Origin of the sequence: Emticicia sp. BO119 (genome assembly GCF_013912375.1) — a bacterium.
Lineage (GTDB): Bacteria > Bacteroidota > Bacteroidia > Cytophagales > Spirosomataceae > Emticicia.
The window spans coordinates 1,202,796-1,215,253 of sequence record NZ_JACETV010000001.1; the positions used below are offsets into that span (position 1 = coordinate 1,202,796).

The window sequence follows — 12,458 nt, forward strand, 5'->3', positions numbered from 1 at the left end:
AATTTATTTTCATTCAGAGCCTTAAGCATGCATAATAAAATTGCTTACATTTGTTTATAAATCAGATAGTATGGAGTATCAGGATATAATTATTGAAGAGAAAGGTTCAATCGCTATTATTACACTTAACAGGCCTGCCTCGTTAAATGCACTCACACCTTTAATGATAACGGAATTAAAACAAACGTTAACAGAAATATCTAATCGAACAGATATAAAAGTATTAATAGTAAAAGGAGCGGGCAGAGCCTTTTCTGCTGGGGTTGATTTAAAAGCTTTGAATGAAGGCATACAAGGTGGTCAGTTCAGAGCTTCTGATATTTTGCGGGATGGTAATGATATTGCCCATATTTTACGCACTATGCCTCAACCAGGAATTGTGTTGGTACACGGGCATTGCTATACAGGCGCAACTGAATTAATGATGTTTTTTGATTTGATTTTAGCGGCAGAAGATGCCAGAATAGGAGATACTCATACCAAATGGGGAATCCTGCCTAAATGGGGAATGACTCAGCGATTACCAAAACTGGTAGGTATTCTCAAAGCCAAAGAATTATCTTTTACAGCTAAACCCATTACAGGCAAGGAGGCAGAACAAATAGGCTTGGTAAACAGGGCAGTACCCTTAGAGAAACTGGAAGAAACTGCTTTTGAATTGGCCAATGAGATTTTGCAAAACTCAGCGCAGACAATAGCCGCCATGAAACACCTGTATAACGAAGGTTTTTCAAAAACATTAGAAGAAGGATTAGCCATTGAACAATCATTCCTTACGGAAATTACTGATAGATCCGAATTTTTAAAGAATTTTGAGAAGAATAAGTAGATGATTGATTTTGAAAAGAGGGGTCTATTCAGATAAAATCAGATATAACAACCAAAAATTGTAAACTTAAAACATCATCCCCTTTGGAGGCAGACGGCTCGTCTACAATTAAAAATCGGTGGAATAATAATGAAATAAAGAAGAGGTTTATCGGATTTATAATTGTCCGAGTTTAAATGATGCCTGCTTTTTTGGTTATTTTTTTCAGATAAAAAAAGTAACAACACAAGTCTATGCGAATAACATTTCAAAAAGAAATATCTCAATACTCGTTTCGCTGTTACAAAAACCATGAAACCAACTTTAACAGGCAAAGCCCCCTGTAATAATATTGAAATTTACTTTGAGACTTTCGGGCAGAAGCATAATCAGGCAATTCTATTGATTATGGGACTTGATGCCCAGAGTATTATGTTTACCAATGATTTTATAGAGCCTTTAGTAGAAGCAGGTTACTATGTTATCAGATTCGATAACCGGGATATTGGCTTATCAACCTGGTTGAATGATACGTGGCATAGAAGAAGACCCTATACTTTAGAGGATATGGCAAAAGATAGTATAGGATTATTAGATTATTTGTCAATTGCTCAGGCGCACGTTATTGGCGTTTCGATGGGAGGAATGATTGCACAGCGTATTGCCATTTCTCATGCAGAAAGAGTGCTTTGCCTGGTTTCAATTATGTCTTCTGGTTTTATGCTTAATCCACAGGCAGTACCTTTTTTTAAAGGTAAGCCGTTTGTAAGGCTGATTCCTTTTTTTCTGAGAAATTTTACAATCAAAAGTAAACTGGCTTTTCCTGCTATAACCATTGAAAGTTATGTGGCTACTTATAGAAGATTAAATGGTAAGACTTTTCCGTTCAATCATAAACATTTACGAACCATATTTACAGAAGGAATAGAACAAAGAAAGGGGCAGAATCCGAGAGCCAGATTCCAGCAATTTTGCAGTATTGCAGCTTCAGGTTCACGCTTACATGAGTTGCCTAAAATCAAAGCTCCGACTTTGGTCATTCATGGCACAGAAGACCCTTTGATTCCGCCCGTTCATGCAAAGATTTATGCGCCTAAAATACCTAAAGCAAAAATGCAGTGGGTTAATGGTATGGGACACCAATTGCCCAAGCCTGTTTTAGAAATAGTTATGCCTGAAATTATCGGGCATTTAAAAACCAATTCTTTTTAAAAGTTATGGAAATCAATGATATTGAAATAAAAGGCATTAGTTCTGCCGAAGAATATATTGAGAGTCTTAGTAGACGAGCCTTGAAGGTATATCTTTTTGGAGAGTTAGTGGAAAATATTGTTGATCACCCAATGATTCGCCCTTCTATTAATGCTGTGGCAGAAACTTTTGAGCTGGCTTTAAGAGAACCGGAATTGGCTACCGCTATTTCTCCTTTTACGGGCAACCGCGTAAATCGTTTCTTGCATATAGCACAATCGAGAGAAGATGTGGTTTTACAGAATAAAATGCAACGGCGGTTAGGGCAATTGACTGGCACTTGTTTTCAAAGATGTGTAGGCATGGATGCTTTTAATGCGCTGTATTCAACCACTTTTGAAATTGATACAAAATATAATACCGCTTATCATGCTCGTTTTAAAGAATTTATTGCTTATACCCAAAATCACAATTTCGTGATTGGTGGGGCAATGACCGATGTAAAAGGAGACAGAAGCCTTGCTCCGCATCAGCAGGTGGATCCGGATTTATTTGTGCATATTACTAAACGAACGGCAGAAGGTGTTTATATAACTGGCGCAAAGGCGCATCAGACGGGGTGTCTGAACTCTCATTGGCTTTTGGTTATGCCAACTATGCGGTTGACAGAAAATGATAAAGACTATGCCATTGTAGGGGCTATTCCGGTTGAAGCAGAAGGTATTACCTATATTTATGGGCGACAATCCTGCGACACAAGAAGTATGGAAGCAGGAAACATTGATGAAGGCAATGCACAGTATGGAGGACAAGAGGCTTTGGTGATTTTTGAAAATGTGTTCGTACCTAACGAGTTAATTTTTATGGATGGCGAGTATGAGTTTGCTTCGATGTTAGTTGAGCGTTTTACCTGCTATCATCGCCGGAGTTATGTTTGTAAAAGTGGAGTAGGAGATGTGCTGATTGGTGCGGCCGCTACTATTGCCGAATATAATGGAGTTGATAAAGTTAGTCATATTAAAGATAAACTGGTAGAAATGACTCATCTGAACGAGACTATTTACGCTACCGGAATAGCCGCATCCTATCAATCAAAACCTACATCGTCAGGAGTTTATCTGGCAGATGATATGTTGGCTAATGTATGTAAGCACCATGTAACAAAATTACCTTATGAAATCAGTCGTCTGGCACAGGATTTAGCAGGTGGTTTGATGGTTACGCTGCCATCAGAACAGGACTTCAGAAGCGAAGCAGTAGGCCATCTTTTAGAGAAATACCTGAAAGGAAGAGCTGATGTTTCAACAGAGCATCGAATGAGAATCTTGCGTTTGATTGAAAATATGACTTTAGGCAGAAATGCTGTTGGGTATCTTACCGAAAGTATGCATGGTGCGGGTAGCCCACAAGCGCAACGAATACAGATAGCACGACAAATGCAATTAGATTTTAAAAAACAGTTAGCCAAAGAATTGGCAGGTATTAAAAAGCGACAAAAGAATATTCTGTTAACAGAAATCAGTGAATATTTCGGTCGTGTATTTGACACCAATGTTTAGTCATTAGCCGCAAACATCTTCATTTAAATTTTCAAACCTCTTTTTATTAAAAGAACACTTCAAATAATCTATAATTTAGACTAAATTTGCACCCTCAATAAATAAAGCAAAATATTTATCGAAAAAGAGGTTGTAGGTGTAAACGACCGCCTCAGAAATGGATTAATGAATTTTTGAAAATTGACGACCGTCCTTTAATCACTAATTCACTAATTCACTAATTCACTAATTCATTACTTATATGACTTCGCACGAAATTCGTAAGGCTTTTTTAGACTTTTTCCGCAGTAAAGGACACTTGATAGTACCTTCGGCTCCATTGGTGGCAAAAAATGACCCAACCCTTATGTTCAACAACTCGGGTATGGCGCAGTTTAAGGATTTTTTCTTAGGCAATGGTACACCTCCCGCCAAGCGTATTGCGGATACTCAGAAATGTCTTCGGGTTAGTGGTAAACATAATGATCTTGAAGATGTAGGGTTTGATACCTATCACCATACCATGTTCGAGATGTTGGGCAACTGGTCTTTTGGTGATTATTTCAAAAAAGAGGCTTTGGCATGGTCGTGGGAATTATTGACAGAAGTATATAAATTGCCTAAAGATAGAATCTACGTATCAGTTTTTGAGGGTAGCAAAGAAGATAATGTGCCATTTGATCAGGAAGCATTCGACATTTGGAAAGAATTGATAGGGGATGAAAACCGTATTATTTTAGGTAATAAAAAAGATAATTTCTGGGAAATGGGCGATACAGGCCCATGTGGTCCATGTTCAGAAATCCATATAGATTTACGTAGCCAGGAAGAAGTAGACCATAAGAGCGGCAAAGAGTTAGTCAATAATGACCATCCGCAAGTAATTGAAATCTGGAATAATGTATTTATGCAGTTTGAGCGTAAAGCCGATAAATCATTGGTTTTATTGCCTGCCAAACACGTAGATACAGGTATGGGCTTTGAGCGCCTATGTATGGCTATTCAAGGCAAACAGTCGAACTACGACACTGATATTTTCCAGAATACAATTACCGTGTTGGAAGAAATGTCTGGCAAGAAATATGGCGAGAATGGTACACTTTCATCTGATTCATATGTAGATGTAGCTATGCGTGTAATTGCCGACCATATTCGTGCAGTAGCCTTTACCATTGCTGATGGACAATTGCCATCTAACAATAAGGCCGGATACGTTATCCGCCGTATTCTTCGTCGTGCCGTAAGATATGGTTATTCATATTTAGGGTTTAAAGAGCCATTCATGAATAAACTGGTGCCAGTATTGGCTGAACAGTTTGCTGATGTTTTTCCTGAACTGAAATCACAACAAGAGTTTGTAGGTAAAGTAATTGAAGAAGAAGAAAAAACATTCTTGCGTACCCTGGAAACAGGTTTGAAACGCCTTGATGTGATCATGAGTAGTACCAATGGAAAAGTGATAGCTGGTGAACAAGTATTTGAGTTGAGCGATACATATGGTTTTCCACAAGATTTAACAGCTCTTATCGCTAAGGAAAATGGGCTTACTGTTGATGTAGAAGGATATAATAAAGCCTTGCAAGTACAAAAAGACCTTTCAAAGAAAGATTCTGCTAAAGAGGCCACTGACTGGGTGGAATTGAATGAAGGTCAGGACTTTGAGTTTGTTGGTTATGAACAGCTCTCAGTAGAGGCGCAGATTGAAAAATACCGTAAGGTGAAAACCAAAGCAGGAGAAGAATATCATATCGTATTAGACCGTACACCTTTCTATGCTGAAATGGGTGGTCAGGTTGGTGATACCGGAACAATCGTAATTGGAAATCATGCCATTAATATTGCCGATACCAAAAAAGAAAACGATTTGTTTATCCATATTTCAAGAGATAAAAATTTAGAAGAATTACTGAATGATGCCAAAACAGTAGTAGCACACGTAGATGCGGCACGTCATGGTAAAATCATGGCTAATCACACCGCTACACACTTAATGCTGGCAGCTATGCGTCAGGTATTGGGCGATCATATCGTGCAAAAAGGCTCTTATCAGGATGATAGCGTAACGCGTTTTGACTTCTCTCACTTTGCGAAAGTAACTGATGAAGAACTGGCAAAAATTGAAGCTATTGTGAATGAGAAGATCCGTCAGAATATCGCATTGGAAACTAAAGTAAATATGCCTATTAACGATGCCATTGCTTTAGGTGCAACTGCAACATTTGGCGAAAAATATGGAGACTTCGTTCGGGTGGTTATTTTTGACCCACAATTCTCGGTTGAATTATGTGGTGGTACGCACGTGCCATCAACTGGTCAGATAGGTATATTCAAGTTTGTTTCAGAAGGTTCGGTAGCAGCAGGTGTACGCAGGGTAGAAGCCTTAACAGGTGAAAAAGCCATTGAGAAAATCAAGGAAGATTTAAGAGTAAAAGATGAAATAGCTTCATTACTGAAAAACCCTGCAGATCTGGTAAAAGCTATCGAAAACCTGCTTGCAGATAAAGCGGCTTTACAGAAAAAAGTAGAGGTATTGGAAAATGAGAAACTACAGGACTTAAAAAAGCAATTGCTTGATAAGGTGGAAGCTACCAATGGTATCAATGTATTAACTGCAAAAGTTACTGTACCATCTGCAGATGCCTTAAAACAACTGGCTTTTGAGTTAAGAAATCAGGTGAGCAATTTCTATGGTGTGTTGGGTGCAGAAATAGGAGGCAAACCACAATTGGCCGTAATCATTGATGAAGGGGTTATGAAAGATAAAAATCTCCACGCGGGTAATATCGTAAAAGAATTAGCCAGAGAAATGAAAGGCGGCGGAGGTGGGCAGCCATACTTTGCAACCGCTGGTGGAAGCGATTTAAGTGGGTTAGATAAAGCAATAGAAAAAGGAAAAAGTTTAGTATAAAATGAAGGCGAACATCTGTTCGCCTTTTTTGTTTCATCATTTTGTATGGGTGTGTGGTATTTAATCTTGGGTCTGTTTCAATCAGCTAACCGAACCAGGCATTTTAGATCACTATCATTCATATACCACTCTACACAAGCACCGTTTGGGTCTATACGTGGATTTTCCAGAAGTTCATTAAACGCATCTCCGATAGCTGAAATATTCTTCATAAACTCATGAATATCAATGCTGATATACTCACCTTTTTTTATCAGGTAAGTCTTCAAACCTAATTGCGCCGCTTCGCCTTTGATTAATTCTTCGGCCGCGGCCTTATAAACAATTGTGCCATCAATCGGGAAAGAAATACCGAAGTATTTTCTTTCAGGTGAATCTTCTCTTGGTACAAGACTATGCATTTTTTGATGTGCCGCCAGCACTCCATCAGGAAACGAACTGGCGGTTATATACATAGCTGAAATATCGTCAGGCAAATGATACTTTTCCATGTGTTACAGGCTCTTTAAGTTTATTGTAATACACATATGAAACTATCAGGATGGCTAAAATAAAAAGCGGAAACGGGGTCTGCGCATTAAAGCCGTCTATCGCCCAATGGCTGATGAATGCTGAAAGCAAAGTAAAGCTAAGCCCTGCATATGCCCATTCTTTGATTTTTGCCGGAACCATTGGTAGTATAATAGCTAACGAACCCAAGACTTTATAAACTGTCAACATCACTCCAAAATAGGCAGGATAACCCAGGTGGCTGATGCCCTCTTTTGCGAGTTCAGTTTGTGAGGTTAAGGCCGGCATTACACCTTCCCATATAAAAATTATGGTAGTAGCTACCCAAAAAATGATTTTGTTCTTTTTCATGATAATAGTATTTAGAAATTAAAAGTATGTGTTTATAAACTATTGTAATGGTTATTATGATTCTAAGATTGTGTTTATAATATCTTTAAGCATCTTGTGGAAAACCGTTAGGATCCATCCAGAAAACCTCCCATTTATGCCCGTCTAAATCAGCATAACTATCCTGATACATCCAGCCCATATCGGTCAGGTCTCTGTATTTAGTTCCACCTGCATCAATCGCCTTTTTAACCATTTCATTAACTGCTTCTTTGCTTGGCATTTCAAGTGATAGTATTACCTCATTTGATTTGCTTGTGTCGGTAATATCTTTATCAACAAATGATTTAAAGTGTGTATGAGTCAGAAGCATGGCATAAATGCTGCCTTCTTCAATAATCATACAGGTAGCATTTTCGTCAGTAAATTGTGGATTGAAAGAATAACCCAGTTTTGTAAAAAAATCAATTGATTTTTGAAGGTCTTTTACTGGTAGGTTTACAAAAATTTTAGTTGCCATTGTGTTGATTGTTTATATGTGTATAAAAAACTGTGTAATCATTGAGTCCTATTTGCTCGTTGATTACAATACAAATTTACGGCGAAGAAACGAGATAAACGGAGGGTAAACACGCCAATAAAAGGGCTATTTACGACAAGTTATTTGGCTTTACTTAAGGCACTTAAAATTGAAGAATTCAGGAGAATAAAACGGCTGAAATCAGCCTTTAAATAAAGAAATTTTAGATAATAAGGAGAATACCAATAAAAAAGTATTCTCCTTTAATTAAGACTATTTCAGATGATTATCAGCAAAATAAGTCATTGCTTTGCTCAGGAATAAGGCATATTCCGGTTGTGGCTGGCCATCAAGGATGGTAAACCGTTCATCGTTTACATATAGTTGTCCTAAACCTTTATAAGCCTCCGCTTGCTTATCGCTTAAATCTGATGTACCCCAGAAAATTCTGATAATTTCGTAATGCTTAGCAATCAATTTCTGTGTTTGCTTACTTGTTGGATCACCATTTTTCAAAGCAAATATGGCACTGGCATTTTCTTTTAATTCTGTTTTTAAAGCCTCAAACTGAGCTTTGGTCAACTTACCCAATGCCTTTTCGGAATGTTCTACTACTTCTTCGCCATATTTCTTTGAGGCTTCTGCTCTGTAGGTCTCAGCTGTTTCCTTAGCCAGACCTTCATATAATTCTTCTGGTTTTAACATAATCTTTCCTGTTTTTAAATGATTAACTGTTTTATCAATCGTTTCTATGAGCATGCTTATTCTGTCTTGCCGGGCCCGCAAGGATTCCTTATGACTTAGCAGCGCTTCAACTAAGTCAAAATCCGGATTATCAAGAATAGCCTGAATTTCTTTCAGCTGGAAATCCAGTTCCTTATAAAACAGAATCTGTTGTAATCTTAATAATTCCTTTTCGCCATACAATCGATACCTGGCCTCGGTTCGGATAGACGGTTTCAGCAGCCCCATCTGGTCATAGAGATGTAAGGTACGTACACTTACACCTGCCATTTTCGCCATTTTTTGCACTGAATAAGCATTCATTTGCTTTCTTTATTGATTAACAATGCAAACATAGTCTATGACGTAAGGTAAGAGTCAAGCGTTTTCTGAAAAAAAATCAGAAAAATTCCGAAGAGAAGTAATATGCAAGGAGTTTACATTCCTTTTGGTTTGTGAGTGTATTTAAAATCACCAAACAGCAATGAAATAATAGCAACAATTTAGCAGGAACTACTTTTAATAGAATGCTGCATAGCTTATAAAGTATCCAGATACTTCAATAAAGCATCTTTGGTAGTAGGTGTAAGTTTTAGCTCCACTTTTTGCTTATCCTGAACTATCATATCTTGCAGAAACGAATAATATTCTTCCTTTTCTGTTACTGCATAAGCTACAATTTTTACATTTCTTCCTACAGGAACCTGCCCTGATACTCCGCCATATACCTGCATGACCGATTTTAAATCAGGGAAATAGAGAAAAATAAGTATTTTTTCAATTGAGGGGGTTTCTGAACTAAAAGAAATAGTAGTTTTAGCTTCAGTAAAGTCATAAAATTTATCACAGTTAATCCAGCCAATACGGCTTGGGAATATAAGGTACATATCCTTCTCGCCGTAAATAGTACCCCCCCCATTTCCTGTGCCATTTCTTGATGAGTCTGCCTGAATCCAATTAACAAACCCTGCTTTTGTTTCCTCACCATAGAATAGACCCATAAATCCATCTACTCTTCCGCTTTTAGCCGGAACATTTATAGTAGTACTGTTTATACGATTAAGAGATAACTCCTTTCCATCTTTATAGGCTTTAATTAAAAGCTCGCCTGCCGTGGTTAAAAGCCTTCCATTTGAAACCGTTGGCATCTGATGTAAAATCATATCCTTTGGTGTAAACAATTCTAAAACTTCTATGTCAAATGGATAAGTAATAGCACCACCGTCAGGTAGTTTCAGATCTCTTGTGTAAAGCCATATTCTTGAACCTTGTTTACACACAAAAGGTAAATCATTATCATTCTTGATTGTTTTCTTTTCAGGTTGTGTACCAAACTTGTTAAACGTAGTACTACTAATGGCAATAAAATTATCTTTTATATCGACAGGCGTAGGTTCTGTCTGCTCGTCAAGTAAAATTGACCTGTCTTTTGAGCAGGCAATGGCAAATAAAATAAAAGAGAATAGTAGGAGATTTATCTTTTTCATAAGTAAAAGTTCTTAGGGTTTAGGGCAATTGTTTTTGCGTTGTAACCGGTTATTGAAGGGGAAAAACAATACACCCACTTCTCCATAACTTTCGTTCCAAAGGATATTGTATTTTCCTTCGGCAAATATTCTAATGAAATTCCATCCTCCTGATAACCCTAATCCTGCTTCTGGTAATACGTTATTCTGTTTGGCCTCAGACTGCGCTGTTCTTTTGAAGTTTATCCATCTGTTATATTCTACTCCGGCTGCTAAATATATAACCGGACGCTTAGGGTTAACAACCCTTCGGGTTCCTAAAGAAAAAGTATTGTTTATCAGGAAATAATGCAGATTTATCCCTCCATAGGCTTCATGAATATTATTAAAAGAAGGCATATACTTAATTTGAGGAACCAGAGCAAATCTATTAGCAACAGGCATTTGGATTCTGAAACCTGCTCCGACTGTCTGCAATGGAAAGTTATAGATTGCCGACAGACCAAAGGCGGTCTTATCCTGAGCGTGCAAACTCTTGCCAAGGAGTAGCAGGATAATAATTTTTAGGGAGATATTTTTCACTCAATAGTAATGATTAAAGATAATCTTAAGCAAATATCTTCAAAATCAGCCACTTAACAAAAAATAAATTGAACATTCATTTGAACTATCAGAAAAGACTGCCTCAAGAAGACAGTCTTTCAAAACTAACGAATATGAAATAAGAAATTTAATGCGCTTTTATAGTAGTTTTTACCCAATTACTTCTAAGATGTGTTTTCCTGGATTATACCTGCAAGTTATCGGGCCTGATTCTGATCTACGAATTCTGAAAACTGTATGATTTTTTTTAATAGCAGAATCTCGTCAAACTTCTTATCAGGGTTTGGTTATAATTTACTGATTTAATACGGGGTTTAATGACCGGAAAGATTGCTTATATGACGAGTAAAAATCAGGTTGGGGTTGCACCTTAACTATAATAAAAGGGGTATGAAAGTATTACAAAATTGAAAGGAGTGGAATGAAAAGCCCAGAATGTAGACAAATCTAAGATTAATTAAAGAAGTGTTATTTCTTTGAGTAAATTCTGCCTTGCTTTCGATTCATATTTGTCGAAAAAATAATCTGTTTTAAATATTCTTTTCATCTCCAGAAACTGATTTAATACTTTTTTTCTGGCTGGCTTATAAACCATATCAGAATAGATACTATATTCTTTTCTTATTCTTTGACTATACTGTTCGTAGAGAAACCAGTCTTTCCCTAAAATAGAAAGGTCTGCATCAGTAAAAAAGTTGGTGTCAGAATCCTGGCTAAAAATATGTTTTTGTGTAGCAATAATCTGTTGATAGCAACTGTCAATCATTTTAGCCGGTAATGCAATAGCCTGCAATCTTTTTTGTGCTAATTCGGCGCTCTGTTCTTCGTTGGTGCTTTTAAGGACATTGTAAATAATGTCATGATAAAAGAGTGAAAACAAGATAGTATTCCAGTCGTTTATTTGGCTTCTCACTTCTGTCAGTTCGCTAAGCATATTTTCAAGATGATTCATTGTATGATAATGACGGTCTTTATTTGTATATGCTTTTTCAATTTCATGCCAATAAGAATTGACCATATCAGATGAGTTAATATATTCCTTCAGTAAATTGATGAATGTTTCTTTAAGAAAACCAATGCTCATTCGCATTTTTACTAATGGTTATTTTGTTAAAATACAGTTTTGATATAGCTGTTTGCAATCATAGTTTTTGGAGTAATTATCCTTATTTTTTGACAAAGACAACTACTCCGAATACTCCGAAATCTTATTTTACACCAACCAATTCAATCTCAAAAATCAAATCCTTACCGGCTAATTCATGGTTAGCATCTAATTTTACTTTGGTAGCTGATATTTCTCTCACAATCACAGGTATTGCCTGCTGGCCGTTGTGCATGTTTAATGTACCACCTATTTCTAATGGAATATTATCTGGAATATCCAGACGGTTAAAAGTGAAAATCATATCTTCTTTTATCGGTCCATACGCATCATCAGCAGGAATAAAAACGGTTTTCTTGTCACCGATTTCCATACCCGTTACTCCTGAATCAAACCCCGGAATAACCATTCCGCTACCGACTGTAAATTGCAATGGTTGACGCCCTTCTGAACTATCAAAAACTGTTCCGTCACTTAAAGTTCCTTTATAATGTACTTGTACTGTATCGCCTGATTTTACCATAATTATATTTTTTTGGTATAAAGTAAAGTATTAAAATGATTAAATGTTTATACTTATTTAATTTACAAAGTTCTGCAATTGTTTTTGTTTTTAGGAGTTTATGTTTAAAAAAAGCAATTTTTGTCAGGTATATTTTTTGTAAAATGCTGGTTTATAGGTTATTATGTTTTTGTGCGTTCACTTGGCCAGGCAATATCTTTTAACCTGATTTTTTGTAATTTTTATCTCCTGAT

General features: G+C 36.8%; 12 protein-coding genes. 4 read left to right on the plus strand and 8 right to left on the minus strand.

Features of this window, described 5'->3' with window-relative positions; all coding sequences use genetic code 11:
- Positions 1–40 precede the first annotated feature (40 nt).
- The 4 genes from H1R81_RS05210 to alaS all read left to right on the plus strand — a co-directional run bounded on the left by H1R81_RS05210 (position 41) and on the right by alaS (position 6,445).
- Complete coding sequence (locus tag H1R81_RS05210) at positions 41–829, plus strand: enoyl-CoA hydratase/isomerase family protein (protein WP_229251049.1); 789 nt, start codon at positions 41–43, stop codon at positions 827–829.
- 291 nt (positions 830–1,120) lie between these two features.
- On the plus strand, positions 1,121–2,020 hold the full coding sequence (locus tag H1R81_RS05215; protein ID WP_181839605.1) for an alpha/beta fold hydrolase: 900 nt from the start codon (positions 1,121–1,123) through the stop codon (positions 2,018–2,020).
- 5 nt (positions 2,021–2,025) lie between these two features.
- Complete coding sequence (locus H1R81_RS05220) at positions 2,026–3,558, plus strand: 4-hydroxyphenylacetate 3-hydroxylase family protein (RefSeq protein ID WP_181839606.1); 1,533 nt, start codon at positions 2,026–2,028, stop codon at positions 3,556–3,558.
- Between the two features lie 241 nt (positions 3,559–3,799).
- Positions 3,800–6,445: an alanine--tRNA ligase gene (gene alaS / locus H1R81_RS05225; RefSeq protein WP_181839607.1), complete on the plus strand. Its 2,646-nt coding sequence runs from the start codon at positions 3,800–3,802 to the stop codon at positions 6,443–6,445.
- A gap of 77 nt (positions 6,446–6,522) precedes the next feature.
- Here the strand turns inward: alaS and H1R81_RS05230 are convergent, their stop codons facing one another.
- From H1R81_RS05230 to H1R81_RS05265, 8 genes are all read right to left on the minus strand, one after another.
- The gene (locus tag H1R81_RS05230) at positions 6,523–6,936 is read right to left on the minus strand and encodes a transcriptional regulator (RefSeq protein ID WP_181839608.1); all 414 of its coding nucleotides are present in this window, start codon (positions 6,934–6,936) and stop codon (positions 6,523–6,525) included.
- Positions 6,914–7,306 (minus strand): DoxX family protein, encoded by a 393-nt coding sequence (locus H1R81_RS05235; protein ID WP_181839609.1) that lies wholly within the window; start codon positions 7,304–7,306, stop codon positions 6,914–6,916. The genes H1R81_RS05230 and H1R81_RS05235 overlap by 23 nt, the downstream gene beginning before the upstream one ends.
- An 85-nt stretch (positions 7,307–7,391) precedes the next feature.
- Positions 7,392–7,805 (minus strand): VOC family protein, encoded by a 414-nt coding sequence (locus H1R81_RS05240; protein ID WP_181839610.1) that lies wholly within the window; start codon positions 7,803–7,805, stop codon positions 7,392–7,394.
- 273 nt (positions 7,806–8,078) lie between these two features.
- The gene (locus H1R81_RS05245) at positions 8,079–8,852 is read right to left on the minus strand and encodes a MerR family transcriptional regulator (RefSeq protein ID WP_181839611.1); all 774 of its coding nucleotides are present in this window, start codon (positions 8,850–8,852) and stop codon (positions 8,079–8,081) included.
- A gap of 215 nt (positions 8,853–9,067) precedes the next feature.
- On the minus strand, positions 9,068–10,015 hold the full coding sequence (locus tag H1R81_RS05250) for a hypothetical protein (RefSeq protein ID WP_181839612.1): 948 nt from the start codon (positions 10,013–10,015) through the stop codon (positions 9,068–9,070).
- Between the two features lie 12 nt (positions 10,016–10,027).
- Positions 10,028–10,576 (minus strand): hypothetical protein, encoded by a 549-nt coding sequence (locus tag H1R81_RS05255; RefSeq protein WP_181839613.1) that lies wholly within the window; start codon positions 10,574–10,576, stop codon positions 10,028–10,030.
- Between the two features lie 478 nt (positions 10,577–11,054).
- Positions 11,055–11,687 (minus strand): hypothetical protein, encoded by a 633-nt coding sequence (locus H1R81_RS05260; RefSeq protein ID WP_229251050.1) that lies wholly within the window; start codon positions 11,685–11,687, stop codon positions 11,055–11,057.
- A gap of 118 nt (positions 11,688–11,805) precedes the next feature.
- Positions 11,806–12,225, minus strand: coding sequence for a peptidylprolyl isomerase (locus H1R81_RS05265; protein WP_181839614.1), 420 nt, complete (start codon positions 12,223–12,225; stop codon positions 11,806–11,808).
- Positions 12,226–12,458: the final 233 nt, after the last annotated feature.